At 50.9% G+C, this 18,192-nt stretch carries 19 protein-coding genes; 8 read left to right on the top strand and 11 right to left on the bottom strand.

The window, feature by feature from the left end:
- From ELY33_RS15970 to ELY33_RS15960, 3 genes are all read left to right on the top strand, one after another.
- The coding region (locus ELY33_RS15970; protein ID WP_126946085.1) for a Re/Si-specific NAD(P)(+) transhydrogenase subunit alpha at nt 1-1,563 on the top strand (1,563 nt) is incomplete at its 5' end.
- Nucleotides 1,564-1,579: 16 nt separating this feature from the next.
- Nucleotides 1,580-3,022 (top strand): NAD(P)(+) transhydrogenase (Re/Si-specific) subunit beta, encoded by a 1,443-nt coding sequence (locus ELY33_RS15965; RefSeq protein WP_126946082.1) that lies wholly within the window; start codon nt 1,580-1,582, stop codon nt 3,020-3,022.
- Nucleotides 3,023-3,445: 423 nt separating this feature from the next.
- Nucleotides 3,446-4,210 (top strand): DUF3750 domain-containing protein, encoded by a 765-nt coding sequence (locus ELY33_RS15960; RefSeq protein WP_126948891.1) that lies wholly within the window; start codon nt 3,446-3,448, stop codon nt 4,208-4,210.
- Nucleotides 4,211-4,327: 117 nt separating this feature from the next.
- Here the strand turns inward: ELY33_RS15960 and mntR are convergent, their stop codons facing one another.
- Nucleotides 4,328-4,810 (bottom strand): manganese-binding transcriptional regulator MntR, encoded by a 483-nt coding sequence (gene mntR / locus ELY33_RS15950; RefSeq protein WP_126948890.1) that lies wholly within the window; start codon nt 4,808-4,810, stop codon nt 4,328-4,330.
- A gap of 176 nt (nt 4,811-4,986) precedes the next feature.
- Between mntR and ELY33_RS15945 the strand changes: the two genes are divergently transcribed.
- Complete coding sequence (locus ELY33_RS15945; RefSeq protein WP_126948889.1) at nt 4,987-5,205, top strand: hypothetical protein; 219 nt, start codon at nt 4,987-4,989, stop codon at nt 5,203-5,205.
- Nucleotides 5,206-5,227: 22 nt separating this feature from the next.
- Here the strand turns inward: ELY33_RS15945 and ELY33_RS15940 are convergent, their stop codons facing one another.
- The 6 genes from ELY33_RS15940 to ELY33_RS15920 form a co-directional block, all read right to left on the bottom strand.
- The gene (locus ELY33_RS15940; protein WP_126948888.1) at nt 5,228-5,644 is read right to left on the bottom strand and encodes a CBS domain-containing protein; all 417 of its coding nucleotides are present in this window, start codon (nt 5,642-5,644) and stop codon (nt 5,228-5,230) included.
- 10 nt (nt 5,645-5,654) lie between these two features.
- Nucleotides 5,655-6,008, bottom strand: a complete 354-nt coding sequence (locus tag ELY33_RS15935) for a P-II family nitrogen regulator (RefSeq protein WP_126948887.1) — start codon at nt 6,006-6,008, stop codon at nt 5,655-5,657.
- Nucleotides 5,998-6,813 (bottom strand): Na,Li,K/H(+) antiporter subunit UmpB, encoded by an 816-nt coding sequence (gene umpB, locus ELY33_RS15930; RefSeq protein ID WP_126948886.1) that lies wholly within the window; start codon nt 6,811-6,813, stop codon nt 5,998-6,000. Before umpB ends, ELY33_RS15935 begins: the two co-directional genes overlap by 11 nt.
- A complete protein-coding gene (locus ELY33_RS15925; protein ID WP_126948885.1) occupies nt 6,813-7,571 on the bottom strand; it encodes a DUF1538 domain-containing protein in 759 nt (252 codons plus the stop codon). Before ELY33_RS15925 ends, umpB begins: the two co-directional genes overlap by 1 nt.
- A gap of 133 nt (nt 7,572-7,704) precedes the next feature.
- Nucleotides 7,705-7,836 carry a hypothetical protein gene (locus ELY33_RS18285; RefSeq protein WP_279629884.1) on the bottom strand — a complete coding sequence of 44 codons (132 nt, stop codon included), beginning with the start codon at nt 7,834-7,836 and terminating at the stop codon, nt 7,705-7,707.
- Nucleotides 7,833-9,038 (bottom strand): MFS transporter, encoded by a 1,206-nt coding sequence (locus ELY33_RS15920; protein WP_126948884.1) that lies wholly within the window; start codon nt 9,036-9,038, stop codon nt 7,833-7,835. The genes ELY33_RS18285 and ELY33_RS15920 overlap by 4 nt, the downstream gene beginning before the upstream one ends.
- A 440-nt stretch (nt 9,039-9,478) precedes the next feature.
- On the opposite strand from ELY33_RS15920, the gene fabI reads away from it, so the two are divergent.
- The 4 genes from fabI to ELY33_RS15900 all read left to right on the top strand — a co-directional run bounded on the left by fabI (nt 9,479) and on the right by ELY33_RS15900 (nt 14,476).
- Nucleotides 9,479-10,255, top strand: coding sequence for an enoyl-ACP reductase FabI (gene fabI, locus ELY33_RS15915; RefSeq protein WP_126948883.1), 777 nt, complete (start codon nt 9,479-9,481; stop codon nt 10,253-10,255).
- A 40-nt stretch (nt 10,256-10,295) separates the two neighbouring features.
- Nucleotides 10,296-11,726 (top strand): bifunctional enoyl-CoA hydratase/phosphate acetyltransferase, encoded by a 1,431-nt coding sequence (locus ELY33_RS15910; protein WP_126948882.1) that lies wholly within the window; start codon nt 10,296-10,298, stop codon nt 11,724-11,726.
- A gap of 2 nt (nt 11,727-11,728) precedes the next feature.
- Entirely contained in the window at nt 11,729-12,961 is a 1,233-nt protein-coding gene (locus ELY33_RS15905) for an acetate/propionate family kinase (RefSeq protein WP_126948881.1), read from the top strand.
- A gap of 168 nt (nt 12,962-13,129) precedes the next feature.
- The gene (locus tag ELY33_RS15900) at nt 13,130-14,476 is read left to right on the top strand and encodes a Na+/H+ antiporter family protein (RefSeq protein ID WP_126948880.1); all 1,347 of its coding nucleotides are present in this window, start codon (nt 13,130-13,132) and stop codon (nt 14,474-14,476) included.
- Nucleotides 14,477-14,586: 110 nt separating this feature from the next.
- On the opposite strand, the gene ELY33_RS15895 is transcribed toward ELY33_RS15900, so the two are convergent.
- The 4 genes from ELY33_RS15895 to ELY33_RS15880 all read right to left on the bottom strand — a co-directional run bounded on the left by ELY33_RS15895 (nt 14,587) and on the right by ELY33_RS15880 (nt 18,186).
- Entirely contained in the window at nt 14,587-15,330 is a 744-nt protein-coding gene (locus ELY33_RS15895; RefSeq protein ID WP_126948879.1) for an RNA methyltransferase, read from the bottom strand.
- A gap of 159 nt (nt 15,331-15,489) precedes the next feature.
- A complete protein-coding gene (groL, locus tag ELY33_RS15890; protein ID WP_126948878.1) occupies nt 15,490-17,133 on the bottom strand; it encodes a chaperonin GroEL in 1,644 nt (547 codons plus the stop codon).
- A 58-nt stretch (nt 17,134-17,191) separates the two neighbouring features.
- Nucleotides 17,192-17,485, bottom strand: a complete 294-nt coding sequence (locus ELY33_RS15885) for a co-chaperone GroES (RefSeq protein WP_126948877.1) — start codon at nt 17,483-17,485, stop codon at nt 17,192-17,194.
- A 230-nt stretch (nt 17,486-17,715) separates the two neighbouring features.
- Nucleotides 17,716-18,186, bottom strand: a complete 471-nt coding sequence (locus ELY33_RS15880) for an FxsA family protein (protein WP_126948876.1) — start codon at nt 18,184-18,186, stop codon at nt 17,716-17,718.
- Nucleotides 18,187-18,192: the final 6 nt, after the last annotated feature.

The following is an 18,192-nucleotide window of genomic DNA, read 5'->3' as shown; positions in this document are numbered from 1 at the left end:
GGCGCACCGAAAGAGACAGCTCAAGGAGAAGCGCGTGTAGCGCTGACACCTGAGAGCGCAACACAGCTCCAAAAGCTGGGCCATGAATGCCTGGTGGAAGCCGGCGCGGGGGTTGCCGCGGGCTTTAATGACGACACGTATCGCGACGCGGGTGTCAGCGTTGTGGAAAGCGCGGAAGCGTTGTGGCGTGATGCGGACGTGGTGATTAAAGTCCGTGAACCTTCGGAAAAAGAGGCTCACTACCTGCGGGAAGGCCAGACGCTGATTGCATTCTTCTGGCCGGCACAAAACGACGCGCTGTTGGAAACCTGTAAAGCGCAGGGCGCGTCGGTTATTGCGATGGACATGGTGCCGCGTATTTCCAGAGCGCAAAAAATGGACGCGCTCTCCTCAATGGCTAACATTGCGGGCTACCGTGCGGTGATTGAGGCTGGCAATAACTTTGGCCGCTTCTTTACTGGTCAGGTCACGGCCGCGGGTAAAGTCCCCCCAGCCAAGGTGCTGGTGATTGGCGCAGGTGTAGCGGGCTTGGCGGCGATTGGTACCGCGACGAGCCTGGGCGCTGTGGTACGTGCGTTTGATGTGCGCCCCGAAGTGTCCGAGCAGATTGAATCCATGGGCGCTGAATTCCTGTTCCTCGATTTTGAAGACAGTCAGGACGGTTCGGAAAGCGGTGGCTATGCGTCACCTTCCAGCCCAGAGTTTCGCGAGAAGCAGCTAGCATGTTTCCGCGAACAAGCGCCGGATGTCGACATCGTCATCACCACGGCACTCATTCCAGGCAGGCCCGCGCCGAAGCTGTGGCTAGAAGATATGGTCGCGGCCATGAAGCCGGGCTCAGTGATTATCGACTTAGCCGCTGAAAAAGGCGGTAACTGCGATTTAACCAAGCCTGATGAACGTGTTGTCAGTGATAACGGCGTGGTGGTGGTTGGCTACACCGACTTCCCCTCACGCATGGCTACCCAAGCGTCGCTGCTGTACGCCACCAACATCCGCCACATGCTGACCGATCTCACCCCAGAGAAAGACGGTGTCATCCATCACAATATGGAAGACGACGTGATTCGCGGTGCCACGGTCACGCACCAGGGCGAAATTACCTTCCCACCGCCGCCCCCGAAAGTGAAAGCGATCGCCGCGGCGAAGCCGAAGAAAAAAGAGAAAGCACCAACGCCTGAAGAGAAAAAAGCCGCTGAACTGGCCACGTTTAAAGCTCAAACCAAACGGCAAGCTGGCTTGCTCGCGGTGGGTGGCGTGCTAATGCTGCTGTTAGGCCAAATAGCGCCCGCCTCATTTATGCAGCACTTCATCGTATTTGTGTTGGCGTGCTTCATTGGCTTCCAGGTAATTTGGAAGGTGAGTCATTCGCTGCATACGCCCCTAATGGCGGTTACCAATGCCATTTCGGGCATCATTATCTTAGGCGCCATTTTGCAAATCGGCTCAGGCAGTAGCGTCGTTATCGTGCTGGCTGCTATTTCGGTACTGATTGCGTCGATTAACATCGTGGGTGGCTTCCTGGTGACACGCCGGATGCTCGCCATGTTCCAAAAATCCTAAGCGGCGGAGAAACGATATGTTAGGACAAGGATTCGTATCTGCCGCGGCAATTGCGGCAAGTGTGTTATTTATTTTATCGCTAGGCGGGCTGAGTAATCAGGAAAAAGCCAAACGAGCCGTGTGGTACGGCATTATCGGTATGGCCGTGGCGGTGTTCTTTACCTCCCTCGGGCCTGGTATCGGTGGCTACTGGTGGCTGATTCCAGCGATGCTGATCGGTGCTGGGATTGGCGTCTATGTCGCCGGCAAGGTCGAAATGACCGAAATGCCTCAGTTGGTAGCGGCGCTTCATAGTTTTGTGGGCTTAGCAGCGGTATTGGTTGCCTGGAGCGCCGATTTAGAGCGCCGCCGGGTACTGGCAGCACAAGCCGCCGACGGCGCGATGCAAGAGTTTTCAGCGTTTGCCGCGTTGGTCGCTACAAAAGCCCCAGATGAGCTGACTTTTTTACAAATAGAAGTCGTGTTCGCCATTTTCATTGGTGCGGTGACCTTTACCGGCTCGGTGGTAGCATTCGGTAAGCTGGCAGGCAAAGTGGATGGCAAACCTCGCCAGCTGCCGGGTGGGCATATGCTCAACGCCGGTGCGGCGGTGCTTTCGCTGCTGCTCGCGATTATGTACCTCAATGGCGCAGGCTTCTGGACATTGATCGTGCTAGCGGCACTGTCGTTATTTATCGGCTATCACCTGATTATGGGCATCGGCGGTGCGGATATGCCGGTCGTGGTATCGATGCTCAATAGCTACTCCGGCTGGGCCGCCGCGGCGATTGGCTTCACGCTTTCCAACGACCTGTTGATTGTGACCGGCGCGCTGGTGGGTTCTTCAGGGGCCATCCTTTCTTACATTATGTGTAAGGCAATGAACCGCAACTTTATCAACGTGATTTTGGGTGGCTTCGGCGGCACCCAAGGGCCGGCGGCTGAGATTGAAGGCGAGCAAATCGCAATCGATGCCGGCGGTGTGGCCAGTGCCTTAAACGATGCGGATAGCGTGATTATTGTGCCGGGTTACGGCATGGCGGTGGCGCAAGCGCAAAGTGCAGTAAGTGATCTGGTGCGCAAACTGCGAGCCTCCGGTAAAAATGTTCGCTTTGGTATTCACCCAGTGGCGGGGCGTCTGCCCGGGCACATGAACGTGCTGCTGGCGGAAGCGAAAGTCCCCTACGATATCGTACTGGAAATGGACGAGATCAATGACGATTTCCCCAAGACTGACGTGGTGATCGTGATTGGTTCCAACGACATTGTGAACCCTTCTGCCGAGGAAGACCCCAATAGCCCTATCGCCGGTATGCCGGTATTAAAGGTTTGGGAAGCTAAGCAGGTGTTTGTCAGCAAACGCGGCCAGGGCACCGGCTACTCCGGCATTGAGAACCCGCTGTTCTTCAAAGAGAACACACGGATGTTCTACGGCGATGCACGCGATAGCCTTAACGCACTGCTGCCGTTAATAGATTAACGTTTAACCACGAAGGTCTTGACGTAAAAGGGGCGGAGCGCAAAAGCGCTCCGCTTTTTTTATAACAGACTGTTTTATCCAACCCGTTGTTTGTTTAGGTAGATAAATTAGTTGGCGTTTTGCCTCATCCAACGTTCTAAACCAACGGTGGTTTGGAAATGAAGACACTCTGGTAATGAGGGGGGATATCTACCTTCTCAGCGCTACAACGTTCATATCGAATATCTATTAATAGTAAGCTTTAGTCTATTTAATGATTGTTTATTAAAACAATAAACGCTAAAGCGCATATTAAACGTAGTTATAATTGAGCATATGAAAAATTTAAATTAATTTTTTGGGATCGAATATCGTTGATATTACGCCTTGCGTTGTGTGGTTAGTCGCGGTATTAACAAGGTTTAATATTTTATGGATGATCATATGAAAACCATATTGCGCTGGCTGCTGGGTATAGCCACGTTACTGGGCCTGCTACTTTCAGGACCTGCTTGGATATTAGCGAGTAACCAAGTGATTACCGACGGGCACTGGTCAAGTCTTGACCGCTCTTCGGCAGGCTTGGCGCCCGACCCTGCCCAGGTGCAAGAAGCGGTTGTTCAAGTGTATGCCGCCCGTGCTTATAACTGGCGAGGAGCGTTTGGTGTCCACGTATGGATTGCAACGAAAGCAGAGGGAGCTGCTGATTACCGACTTCACCAGGTATTGAGTTGGCGTCGACCAACGGTTGTTTCGTCCATAGATACGCCTGATAGAGCGTGGTTTGGGCATCCGCCCGAACTATTAGCAGATTACCGCGGCGCGGAAGCTGCACGTTTAATTCCCAATATTGTTGACGCCGTTGCGCGCTACCCACAGGCAGATTTGTATCGCGTCTGGCCTGGCCCTAACAGCAATAGTTTTATCGCATGGGTCATCAGGGAAGTTGAAGGCTTAGACGTTGCTTTGCCGACAACTGCGGTTGGTAAAGATTATTTGTTTAATGGTGTAGCCACCACCGCGCCCAGTGGTTCTGGCTATCAACTTTCCCTCGGTGGCGTTGCAGGTATCATGATTGCGCTGGAAGAGGGGCTAGAAATTAACGTGCTAGGGCTGAGTGCAGGTATCGATTTTATACGTCCTGCTATAAAGCTGCCTGGAGTAGGACGCCTTGGTATGCCAGCGAAAGTAATGGGGAATAAAGGCTGATGACGTCTCAGTACGTCAAGGATATTATCCAGACCACTCATATCGAAATGATTGGGAACGGGCAAATAGCCCAGGTGAAACGCCTTTCAGCGTTATTAAGCAAGTGAATTAGGTTGATTATGATTGATGTTGCTCGGTGAAGCGTTGCATGATTGCAAGTGTTTTGTCGCTGACATGATGCTCCATGCCTTCAGCATCAATACGGGCTGTGCTGTCATCGACCCCCAAGGCACGCAAAAAATGCAGCACGACATTGTGGCGTGTGCGTGAAATTTCAGCCATTTTTTGCCCTTCTTCAGTCAAGAAGAGCGAGCGATAGGGCTTGCTTGTTACTAGACCTAGCTCATTCAAGCGGCGAATCATTTTAGAGACAGTCGCTTGGCTAACGGCCATTCGATTAGCGATATCTGCAGCGCGCGCTTCGCCACGATGGCGTAATAAGTCACCGATTAACTCGACATAATCTTCGATCAGCTCTGTTTCATGAGCATTGCGCACGGTCTCATACTGTTGTGCATGCTGTTCCACGGGGGGCAGCGCATCGCCACTTTTGTGATATGCAGTAGCAGGCTCAGAGTGTTGCTGTGGGTAGTCGCTCATTGGCAAAATTTATCAAAGTTGGTGAAAATGTTAATTAGTGATGGTAGCTCATTTTTTTAGAAGATTGTTAGCCAAGGCTAAATTGTTTGCACGTCGCTTTTATATTGAGCCCTAGTTGTACTTCTTGGGATCCTAGCACGGAGAGAGAAGTCGTGTTCAAGCAGTATGGCTAGTTTATGGTAAGCGCTGCGGTGGGCCTTTCGGGCTTTATGTTCTCTGTGCAGTTGGAAGAACTGAACGTGTCAGTCACGTTTTCTGCCTTGGGTGATTTGGTCAAAAAAGTAGCAACTCTTCTTTTGGAAAGCACCATTGTTGCTAGCCTGGGAACGATTGGGAATATTTGGGTAGTGGCGTTGTTGTTCTCGCCTAAGCATGGTGTGTTAACGCAACTATAGCATCATCATAAAATTGACAATTTCATTTGCTAGCTAACCATTCCAACACCATTTGATGATAATCAACGATACCTAATACTTGTTGGTTCGAATCGACGATGGGGGCGAGTGATAGTCCGAATTGATCAAAAAGCCGAGCGCAGTAACGAATGTTCATCTCAGGACGAATGCTAAGCACAGGTTTACTCATAATTTCGTAGAGATTGATGCGTTCGGCAGGGCGATTAGACGCGAGTACTTTTTTTGCGATATCAGAGGGCAAAACAATGCCTAATTCGTCGTGCTCACTACGTCTATCGATAATGATAACGCTGGCCTTGTGCAGACGCATTAAGGTAATTCCATCCGCTACCGTTAGAAATCCATCTGCCATCACATAGTTAGAATGCATAGCATCCATCACTGTGCGCTCAGTAGTATTGGGCTTGGCGGTCGACATATTAAGCTCCTTAGCCTAAAGGCTGATTTAGCGTTTCTGAAAGAGATTTTATTTGATGCGTTACCCCTAGCGCATCTTCAACATCAATCTGAAAGGCAATCCCTGTACCGGGCGTTTCGTCGAACTCGCCAACGTCCGCGATGGCTTGGAGAATATGTCGGCTGATATGTTCTTCCGCTAAAAAAAGCAAAACATCGCGTTGAGCGGTAATTTCCATGCCGAAAATGCCTCTTGCCTTTTTGAGACCTTCTCCACGAGCGTTGTTAATCACCGTTGCACCGGTAGCACCAGCACCACGAGCGGCCTGAAGAATATCATCGCTTAGCTTATCCTCAACTAACGCTACAATCAGTTTAAAGCGCATTTTCATCTCCTTTAATAGACGACGGAGCTTTGCTGTAAGGGGGGGTGTCGGAGGTTTGCTTGCGTCTATCTTTCCACTGAGCAATTTGCGCGTATCCCATCACAGTGATAATAGGAAACAAGCAGGCGAGAGCAATCATACCAAAACCATCCATCAGAGCGCTTCGGCCAGGTATCGATGACGCTAGCCCCAGTCCCAGCGCTGCAATAATAGGCACCGTAATGGTCGAGGTGGTAACGCCGCCTGAATCAAAAGCAAGAGGAATAATTGATTTCGGTGAGCGCAGGGTTTGCAGTATTACCAAGCAATAAGCGGCAAAAACAAACCACTGAAGTGGCCAACCCATCACAATACGCCATACGCCAAGAGTGATACCAAATGCCATGCCTAACGCCACAGCAAGGCGCAACATAAAAGGGTTTATGGTTCCACCTGAAATTTCGCCAGCCTTGATGGACACGGCGATAAGCGATGGTTCAGCAATGGTCGTGCTCGCACCAATTGCAAAAGCAAATATATATACCCAGTAATAATCACTCCAATGTCGTTGGGCGCCCTCTGCAACAGCGGGTAAAAAATCGGCATTAGTTAACTGAGAGGCCATTAACTCGCCCATAGGGAAAAGCGCTTGTTCTAGACCAACGAGAAACAGCGATAGCCCAACCCACACCATGAAAAAACCAACCAGCACCTGAGATAAGCGCTTAATCGGCTTGCGAATCACGAGGTATTGGAAACTGAAAATGATAGTTGCAATGGGAAAGATGTCTCTCAGTGTGTCCCAAAACGTAGTGATTAAGTTCATCACGGGCTCCCTGCGACTAAGCTGAGGCCAAAAATACCGAAAAGCAGCACGAAAATAATGGGCATTACCGATGCAAAGGCAATAAGGCCAAAACCATCGAGCATTGGGTTGCGCCCTTTAATAGTCGATGCCAAGCCTACGCCTAATGCCGTGACAAGTGGCACCGTAATTGTTGAGGTGGTAACACCGCCGGAATCATAGGCAATACCGATTAATTCACTTGGAGCCAACAGTGTTAGCAATAAGACAATGATATAGCCGCTAATAATCATCAGGTGTAGAGGCCAGCCTTTAAAAATTCTCAATACACCGACAACCACCGCAGTGCCTACGGAAACGGCCACTACCATGCGAAGGGTAAACGCAAAAGAAGCCTGAGCATCGCTGGCTATTAAGCCACTTTCAGACACCACTTCCCCTGCGCGGGCAGCGACGGCAATAAGGGCTGGTTCAGCCACAGTTGAGCCAAAACCTAGCGCAAACGCAAACAGTAGCAGCCAAAATACCGATCCTTTTTGCACAAAAGCGCGTGCTAAATTTTCGCCTAGCGGAAAAAGCCCTAGCTCTAGACCTTTGATAAACAAAGTCAGCCCCATCACAACGAACACAAGCCCTAACACTAAATCTAAAAAAGCAAGCGAGTCGGGTAGCGGCTGACGAACGACAACTAGCTGAAAAAAAGCCATTACCAAAACTACGGGCAATAGATCTCTCAAGCTGTCTTTGAGCTGATAAACAAGCGAAGTGATGATATTCATTGATTGTCTAGTTTCACCAGGGCTGTCACGTGATGGTAATGAGCACGTTGGCGTATAGTGAACGTGTCTGTAAAAAGTGAGTATAAAGTAAAAAAATAGGGATCTGCGTGATTCAGCTCAGGATTCAGGCTTTTTAGCACAGCCGGCTACCAACTAGCAGCAGTGATCCATCTAACGAATGCCAGCCCCACCAGGCGAGTGCCACGGCGCTAAGCAGTAGCGCCGCTAATATAATAAGCAGTGCAAACGATGTTAGTTGTTTCATGAGACCACCTGATGAGCAGTGTTTCGTGCTAATGGTTTTTCGCTGATAAACCAATGGAGCCCGGCAGCAACCAGTGAAAGCACAATGGCAATTTTCCAAACAATATCGTAATGGCCAGTGATGTCATAGAGGTAGCCTCCCAGCCAGACCCCCATAAACGATCCTAGCTGGTGAAATAGAAACACAATGCCGCCCAGCATGGATAAATGGCGAACACCAAATACAGACGCCACAATGCCGTTAGTTAGCGGCACGGTTGAAAGCCACAGTAGACCAATGACGATACCGAATAGATAGGCGCTGGTAGACGTTAACGGCAACACGATAAAAGCAGCAATGACCACCCCGCGAATCAAGTACAGCCAACTAAGTAGGCGTGGTTTCGACCAAATTCCACCCATCCATCCCGCAGTATAAGTGCCTACAATATTGAACAAACCAACCAGTGCCAGCACCGTGGTGCCCACACGAACAGCCAGTCCGTTATCGAATAAGTACCCTGGCAAGTGAACAGCAATAAATACGACTTGGAAGCCGCAGACGAAAAAGCCCAGGCACAGTAACCAAAAGCCTTTCTGGCCAGCGGCCTCATTAAGCGCGTCGCGTAAGCTTAAGTCGCCCAATGCGTTAGGACTTGGGCGGTCTTTAAGCATGGCCCCCAGGGGAATCATCAACGCAGCAATGGCGCCCATAGCCAGTAGCGCCGCTGACCAGCCAAGCCATTCAATTAGACCCAGTGTGCCGGGCAGCATCGCAAACTGCCCGAAAGAGCCTGCGGCACTCACAATGCCCATTGCCATACTGCGTTTTTCGGGAGTTACTGCGCGTCCTACTGCGCCCAAAATGACTGAGAAGGTGGTGCCAGATAGGCCCAAGCCAATCAATAATCCAGCGCTTAGTGTCATTCCTAGAGCACTGGTGGAAAGGCTCATGAAACATAATCCGGTCACATATAAAATGGCCCCGACAACAATAATTTTAGCCGCTCCAAAACGGTCTGCCAGCGCACCAGTGAACGGTTGCGATAGACCCCAAAGAAGGTTCTGAACCGCGAGAGCGAATGCAAACACGCCGCGCCCCCAGCCAAAGTCGCTGCTCATCGGCTCAAGGAAAAGCCCAAAGCCGTGGCGAAGTCCCATGGCCGTAGAAATAACCAGGCTTGCGAGCACGATGAGTAGCAGCGTGTGTCGTGGCAGTGCCATTTTACGTCCCTTGTTATGCGGTTAGTTAACGTGTTAACGAACTATCGCACGCGTTGTGTTCTTTTAACAACATCAGCAGCATTAAGGAAATAACAATCGCGAGTTTGTTCACGTAGGCTCTCCAAAAAAATTAAAACGGTGTGATTAGAAAGCGGTGTCTTTAAACAGCAGTGTGTTTGAAAAAAAAAGTGCTTAGAACGGTGCTTACAAAAAACGGTTTGGTTAGAAACATCGCTGTAGCCAAAGTGCAAGACACGCTACTAGAAGCATTACTGAAGTGAGCCACTAAATACACGTATCGTTACATTAGCAGTGTCGGTAATTAGCTAAGGACGGCATACTAGGTAGTATGCTGCAAAGCAGCAAGCGCGCTGGTCCGATGAAGCGTTTAATTCCTGGGTGTTGGATTACATTTCCATAATTGATTATTTAGGAGGCCAATGGTGCTGAATCCTTTTTCCATGCAGGGCAAGGTCGGAATTGTTGCAGGCCTGGCTAACCAAGACAGTATCGCTTTTGGCTGTGCTCAGGCGCTGCATCACGCCGGTGCTGAGTGCTTAGTGACCTACGCCTCTCCTAAAGCTGAAAAATTTATCACGCCGTTGATTAGCACTATGGGAGAGCCGGAGCTACTACTGTGTGATGTACAACACGACGATCAACTTGATGCGTTATTCGCCCGTGCAAAAGAGCGCTGGGGCCGAATAGACTTTGTCGTTCACTCGATTGCCTATGCCCCCTTCGATGACTTACACGGACGAGTGGTTGACTGCTCCAAAGAGGGCTTTGCGCTTGCCATGGATATCTCCTGTCACTCCTTTATCCGCATGGCCAAGCATGCCGAGCCGTTAATGAAAGAAGGCGGAGCCCTGTTTAACATGACGTACTATGGAGCTGAAAAGGTTGTTGATAACTACAACTTAATGGGTCCCGTGAAAGCCGCATTGGAATCTGCCACGCGCTATATGGCCGCTGAGCTTGGTCCGCAGGGTATCCGTGTTCATGCGGTGTCGCCTGGCGCTATTCGCACGCGAGCAGCGTCTGGGTTGAAAGCGTTTAATGAACTGGCTCATGACGGTGAAACGCGCTCTCCACTGCGACGCCTTGCCAGCGTGCAAGATGTTGGCAATGCGGTTGTTTATCTTGCCTCTGATGCTGGAGCATCACTGACGGGATTAACCCACTATGTGGATGCAGGTCATCACTTGCGTTTCTAACGCATGGGTGGTCAAGGACGTTTTTTAAAGGAGTAACTCAATGTCTGTCAGTGACGTTAACGATCTAATTGAAAATCGCACCTATGACGAAATAACGATCGGTGAAGAAGCTCATCTTGAAAAACGCCTGACCATGGAGGACATCAAATTGTTTGCCGTGATGTCAGGAGACGTTAACCCGTCGCACGTTGACAACGATTTTGCCAAGAGCAGCCGTTTTCAAGAAGTGATTGCCCATGGTATGTGGGGTGGAGCGCTGATATCCACTGTATTAGGAACGCAGTTGCCTGGGCCGGGTACGATCTACCTTGAGCAGACACTACAGTTCAAAGCCCCGGTAAGGCTAGGTGATGTGCTGCGTGTGTCCGTACGGGCTATCGATAAAGACGACCAGCGTCATCGGGTTACCTTTGCCTGCCGCTGTGAAAATCAACGTGGCGATACGGTAATTGAAGGCGAAGCCAGCGTAGTGGCTCCAGTTAAAAAAATCCGACGCCCCCGCGCGCTATTACCTAAAGTGCGTTTAACAGAGCGTGGCAGATTGCATGAAATTCTAACCGCTGCCGATCATCCGGAGCCTATGCTGACTGCGGTGGTTCACCCCGTAGATCAAAGCGCCATTTGCGGGGCGGTTGAGTCGGCAGCTCAAGGGTTAATCATCCCTGTACTGGTTGGGCCAAAAGCGAAAATTCTACTCGCCGCTGAAAAGGCCGAGGTCGATATCAGCGCTTTTGAGTTGGTTGATGTTCCCCACAGCCACGCGGCTGCTGAACAGGCAGTGGCATTAGCACGCCAGGGACGAGTCGGTGCGTTAATGAAAGGCACGCTTCACACCGATGAGCTTTTACGTGAAGTGCTCAAGCGCGAAACAGGCTTGCGTACTGAACGGTGCCTAAGCCATGTGATGGCCTTTGATGTGCCGACCTATCCGCGGCCCTTATTAATCACGGATGCGGCTATCAATATCTATCCTAAGCTGCCTGAAAAGCGCGATATTGTTCAAAACGCTATTGAGTTGGCTCACGCGTTAGGTAACGACAACCCACGTGTGGCGATTCTCTCTGCAGTTGAAACCGTCAATCCCAAAATCATCTCGACGATTGATGCAGCAGCACTATGTAAGATGGCTGAGCGTGGTCAGATTACCGGTGGCACGCTCGACGGGCCGCTGGCCTTCGATAATGCTGTCTCAGAAGCCGCGGCAAGAACTAAAGGTATCGTTTCGCCAGTGGCGGGGCGTGCGGATATCCTACTTGCGCCCGATCTTGAAGCGGCCAATATGTTAATGAAGCAGCTTACTCACCTAGCAGATGCAACGGGGGCGGGAGTTGTCGTAGGTGCCAGGGTGCCGATCATGCTGACAAGCCGCGCAGATGATGCGTTAACGCGTATGGCATCCAGTGCTTTAGCGTTACTACTGGCAGATCATCAGCGTCGCGGCAGCATACTGGGTAGCCCTTCAGGAGCATAACTATGCAGGAAATATTGGTGCTAAACAGTGGTTCTTCCAGCGTCAAGTTTGCTCTTTATCATATCAATACTGAAGAGTCTGGCCCCTCGCAAAGGGCGTTGACGCTAACTTACAGTGGGCATTTTTCAGGCTTGGCAACATCGCAGTGCCGCGTGTCGCTGGAGTACCGCGAGCCAGGGCAGAACTCGCATAGCTATCGTTTAGAAACACTGGAAGCGCTAGGACTAACTCCGGCAATGAATCATGAAGATGCCATCACAAAGCTGATGGCTTGGCTTGCTCAGCGTGAAGATAAAGGCAGGCTGGTCGCTATTGGGCATCGCGTCGTTCATGGTGGCCAAACCTATCATGAAGCGGTCAGATTAACTGCTGACGATGTGGCTGAGTTAGAAAAACTTTCAAGTTTAGCGCCATTGCATCAGTCCCATGGGCTTGCGCCTATTAAGCTATTGATGGAACAGTTGCCAAATGTGCCACAGATCGCGTGTTTCGATACCGCGTTTCATGCTCATCAGCCCTGGGTGGCTCGTCAGTTTGCTTTGCCCCGTGAGTTCACAGCCAAAGGGTTGATGCGTTACGGCTTCCATGGGCTTTCCTATGATTATATCCAGCGTACTCTGCCCACAGTTTTACCGGGTGATGCGCCGCATTCACGGGTGGTGGTGGCGCATTTGGGTAACGGTGCCAGCATGTGTGCTATCCGCGATGGCATCAGCGTCGCCTCGACCATGGGGTTTACCGCGCTTGATGGACTGCCAATGGGGACGCGTTCTGGAGCTTTGGACCCAGGGCTGGTGCTGCACTTAATTAGTCATGAAAAAATGAGTGTTGATGACGTGTCAACGCTCTTATACAAGCGCTCAGGACTTCTGGGTGTCTCCGGTATCAGTAGCGACATGCGCGAGTTACTTGCAAGTGATGCCCCCGAAGCAGAGGAAGCGATTGAACTCTACTGCTATCGAGCCGCGCGAGAAATCGCTAGTTTGGCTGGAGCGCTGGGTGGGCTTGATCAATTGGTATTCACTGCGGGAATTGGTGAGCATGCTGCGCCGGTTCGTGCTCGTATTGTGGCTCAGTGTGAGTGGTTGGGTATGCAGTTAGATGAAATAGCTAATAACCGTGATGCCGCTTGTATCTCCTTACCTGGCAGCCATGTAGGCGTTTGGATCATTCCAACGGATGAAGAGCGAGTGATTGCCAGTGATTGCTTAGCGCTGCTCAACAAAGCGAGTTAACCCGCGCTTTAGTATCACCCCTGACGCCTGAGGAGATACTAAATACACCAGCAACGGTGATAGTGAATTGTTGCTATTCCAACAGTTATTACCGCTACCGTGAATCCTCTGATCTGATAAAATCCCCAGCTTTTGTAAGTTCACTCACTTATCTTACTGGGAGTTTTAATGAACGCGGTGATTCTTGCTGTGCTAGTCATGGTAGCGCTTTCGCTTGCGCGGGTATCCGTAGTGTTTGCTCTTGTTGTTGGTGCGCTGGTTGGGGGCTTAGTTGGCGGTCTGTCATTGGATGAAACGCTTAGCGCTTTTAATGATGGTGTCGGCGGCGGTGCCCAAGTAGCGCTTGCCTATGCCACATTAGGTGCCTTTGCGGTGGCCATCTCTCGCTCGGGACTTCCTGACATGCTGGCCAATCGCCTCATTACCATGCTGGGCAAAGAGTCTACAGTGGCACATCAAGCGCGAGTGAAGATGTTGTTGCTCGTTGCAGTGCTCTTAGTGGCGATCTCATCACAAAACGCCATTCCGGTGCATATCGCGTTTATTCCAGTGCTGATCCCACCGCTGTTAGTGGTAATGAATCGCCTCCAGCTAGATCGCCGCGCAGTGGCCTGCGCGCTGACCTTTGGATTAACTGCCCCTTATATGCTGCTACCTGTCGGGTTTGGTGCGATTTTCTTGAATGATATTTTGCTGGCAAATTTAAACAGTGCAGGCGAGTCACTTGGGCTGGAAATTACCCGGGGCATGGTGCCCATGGCAATGGCTATACCGGTAGGCGGGATGGCCATTGGCTTGCTTGTGGCCCTATTTTTCAGTTACCGCGGTCAGCGCGAATATACCCATAAAGATTTAGTGGCGAGTAACGCGCACCAAGGGCACTCGCCAGCAACGCCTCACACGTTCGGGCTTGTGATGTCGGGTGTGGCTATTGTGGCCGCGTTGGGTTTGCAGCTCTATACCGGCTCTATGATCGTTGGTGGGCTAGTGGGGATCGGTTTGCTTTCGCTGGGTGGTATTTTTAAATGGCGTGAAGCGGATGATCTGTTTACCAGCGGCATGCGTATGATGGCGCTGATTGGTTTTATTATGATTTCAGCGGCTGGTTTTGCAGAAGTAATGAAAGCGACAGGGGATATTGAGTCGTTAGTGGCGGGGGCATTTGACCTGTTTGGTGATAACCGCGGTTTAGCAGCGCTCGTTATGCTACTGGTGGGCCTGTTTATTACCCTGGGTATTGGTTCGTCATTTTCAACCATTCCCATTATCGCGGCCATTTTTGTACCGCTAGCGGTACAGTTCGGTTTCTCGCCAATGGCGACAGTTGTGCTAGTGGGTACAGCAGCGGCATTAGGCGATGCTGGCTCGCCAGCCTCTGATTCAACCCTGGGGCCGACCTCTGGTCTAAATGTTGATGGCCAGCATGATCATATGTGGGACAGCGTGGTGCCTACCTTCCTGCACTACAACATACCGCTGATTGCTTTTGGGTGGTTGGCAGCGATGTCGCTTTAAACCCATATTCGCAGCAACAGCTAGGCGAATGTTATTGGCAACAAAAGGGGCGGCGTGGCTGCCCCTTTTGGTATGCATGTTTTGCCAAATTGGTGTGTTAGAAGAGGTATTTAGCCTTTCCGGCTATCAGGCAGATGAGACTCAAAGGCGCTGAGTAGGCCGCGGAGTAAAGAGAGCTCCTTGCGGCTGGGCTGGGCGCGGGAAAACAACGCCTGAAGTTGTTCTTCAGTACGGGCATGGGGCTGGGTAATAAAGCCACTTTGCTGCATCAAACGACCAAGGTGGTCTTGGAAGTGGACAAACTGATCCCGGCTGGGAGGTGTTGCTTCAAGCGGCCGTTGGTACATGAAGTGGTTATCATCGCGTTTTCGCCAGGCGCGGTGTACTTCATAGGCAAGAATCTGCACAGCCTGGGAGAGGTTTAAAATACCGTATTCAGGATTGGCGGGAATACTGACCTGATGCGTGCAGCAGCGTATCTCATCATTGGTGAGACCTGAACGCTCGCGCCCGAACACCAACGCCACCGGGGCCTGTACGGCGTTCTGAATCACTTGCTGTGCCATGTCATCAGGTTCGTCGAAATGGGGAAGCGGTAGGCTACGAAGCCTTGCGCTGGCCCCCACAACCTGAACACAGTCACTCACTGCCTCTTCAAGGCTGTTTACACAGCGAGCGTTTTCCAGCACGTCTACGGCACCCGCAGCTAAGCGAGTGGCTTCTTCATCAGGAAAGGCGCGTGGATTTACCAGTACAAGCTCTGTTAATCCCATGGTCTTCATGGCACGCGCAGCGGCGCCGATATTGCCTGGGTGGAAAGTTTGCACCAGTACGATACGAATATTGGAAAGCACGGTAATGAAGACCTACAGCTGCCGGATAAAGGCGATGATGGTAGCATGCTTTTAAATCCCATTTGAGGCAGGAAGGGGATAGACGCTAAATAAAAGAACCCCGCACTTGGCGGGGTTCTTCAAGACGATAAACGTCAGAGCGGTAGGCTCAGGGGTGCATCACATCATGCCGCCCATGCCACCCATTCCGCCCATGCCACCCATGTCTGGGGCAGCGTCTTTCTCTTCTGGGTCGTCAGCGATCATGCACTCAGTGGTGATCATCAGACCAGCAACGGAACCCGCGGACTGCAGTGCAGTACGAGTTACTTTAGCCGGATCCAGAACACCCATTTCGAACAGGTCGCCATACTCACCAGTCTGCGCGTTGTAACCGAAGTTACCTTCGCCGTCTTTCACACGGTTGATAACAACAGCGGCTTCTTCCCCGGCATTGGTAACGATCTGACGCAGCGGAGACTGCATAGCGCGCAGCGCCATGTTGATACCGTGGTTCTGGTCTTCGTTGTCGCCAGTCAGGCCTTGTACTTTAGCCATTGCGCGAACCAAGGCAGTACCGCCACCAGGTACAACGCCTTCTTCAACAGCAGCGCGAGTTGAGTGCAGAGCATCTTCAACACGGGCTTTCTTCTCTTTCATTTCTACTTCGGTAGCCGCACCGACGCGGATAACAGCAACACCGCCTGCCAGTTTGGCAACGCGCTCTTGCAGCTTCTCTTTGTCGTAATCAGAAGAAGTTTCTTCGATTTGCGCACGAATTTGATTCACACGTGCTTCGATGTCATTTTCTACACCAGCGCCATCAATGATGGTGGTGTTCTCTTTAGACATCGTCATGCGCTTAGCGGTACCTAGGTGATCTAGGTTCGCTTGCTCAAGCGTCAAGCCAACTTCTTCAGAAATGACGGTGCCATTGGTCAGGATAGCGATATCCTGCAGCATCGCTTTACGACGGTCGCCGAAGCCGGGTGCCTTGGCAGCAGCCACTTTAACGATACCGCGCATGTTGTTCACAACCAGCGTTGCAAGCGCTTCGCCTTCAATATCTTCAGCGATAATCGCGAGCGGTTTGCCTTGCTTAGCAACGGCTTCCAGCACCGGAAGTAATTCGCGGATGTTGGAAATTTTCTTGTCGACGAGCAGAATGTAGGGGTCTTCGAGCTCGACTGACATAGTGTCTTGATTGGTGACGAAGTAGGGCGAGAGGTAGCCGCGATCAAACTGCATACCTTCAACGACTTCTAGCTCATCTTCGAAGCCACGGCCTTCATCAACAGTGATGACACCTTCTTTGCCGACTTTTTCCATCGCTTCAGCGATGATTTCACCGATGCGCTTGTCACCATTGGCAGAAATAGTACCTACCTGGGCAATAGATTTAGTGTCGGTGCAAGGGACAGACATTGCCTGAACTTCTTTTACTGCCGCGCTAACGGCTTGATCGATGCCGCGCTTCAGGTCCATCGGGTTCATGCCAGCAGTAACGCCTTTCAGGCCTTCAGCAATAATTGCTTGAGCCAGAACTGTTGCTGTTGTGGTGCCGTCACCTGCAGCGTCAGAGGTTTTGGAAGCAACTTCCTTAACCATTTGAGCGCCCATGTTCTCGAACTTGTCTTTCAGTTCAATCTCTTTGGCAACCGATACACCATCTTTGGTGACGGTGGGAGAGCCAAAAGACTTGTCCAGTACCACGTTACGACCTTTCGGGCCGAGGGTAACTTTTACCGCATTAGCGAGAACGTCAACGCCTCGCGCCATACGTTTGCGGGCATCATCGGAAAACTTAACTTGCTTAGCTGCCATGTTCGTTATTTCCTAAACATTGAAATTTAAAAGGAAAAGTAAGTGATCGAGGCGTTGTTTAGCCTTCGACGACTGCCAGAATATCGGCTTCGCTCATGATCAGAACTTCTTCGCCGTCGATTTTCTGTTTCTCAACGCCGTAACCGTCTTTGAAAATCACCGAGTCGCCAACTTTAACGTCTAATGGGCGAACGTCGCCGTTATCGAGAATACGACCATTACCAACCGCCAGGACTTCGCCGCGAGTGGGTTTTTCTTGAGCGTTGCCCGGTAGCACGATGCCGCCAGCGGTTTTCTGCTCTTCTTCCACGCGACGAACAACGACGCGATCGTGCAAAGGACGGATATTCATTCTTACGCTCTCCTGAGTATCGTCAGAGCCCATAAGGGCAATTAGCTAAATGAAATTTCCGTGGGCCTCATGCCCACGAAATGTGAAGGTAATTTACCTTCATGTTAATGGCGAACGCTAACGCATCCACCGAACTTGTGTGCTGTCCAAAAAATGGGGGCTACTGATGGTCTTTCAAGGGGCAGGCAATAAAAAAATGTGGTTTTTCCTCATTTTTGTTCGATATGCCTTTAGCGGCGCCTTGCCGTTTCATCTCGGCTAATGAATTCACCCTCGATTGGCCCTTCATGACCATTTGAACGTGATGATTCGTCCTGCTGATAACGTGTCTGCTGTTGTTGGCCTGACACGTTTTTTAAGCCCAACCAAGCCAGGGCTTTAAACATTAACTGGCGAGCATTAGGCAATAGGCAGGCAATGCCGAGCGCGTCGGAAAGAAAGCCGGGGGCCAAGAGTAGGGCACCACCGAAAATCAGCGCGGCCCCGGTAAATAGTTCTTGAGAAGGAATTTCGCCCGCTTGCATGCGCTGGCGCGCGCGCGCCAAAGTAGAAACACCTTCTTTGCGAATTAGGTGTAGCCCAATAAAACCAGTGACCAGTACCAGTAGCAGGGTAGTCAATAAACCGATTTGGCTACCGATTGAAAACAGTAGAACAAAATCAACTAACGTAAACAGCGATATAAAAATAAGGATGGGCATGACAAA

Origin of the sequence: Vreelandella andesensis (genome assembly GCF_003989795.1) — a bacterium.
Taxonomy (GTDB): domain Bacteria; phylum Pseudomonadota; class Gammaproteobacteria; order Pseudomonadales; family Halomonadaceae; genus Vreelandella; species Vreelandella andesensis.
Note: the sequence above shows the minus strand (reverse complement) of the source record. Positions and strands in the feature narration are given on the sequence as shown.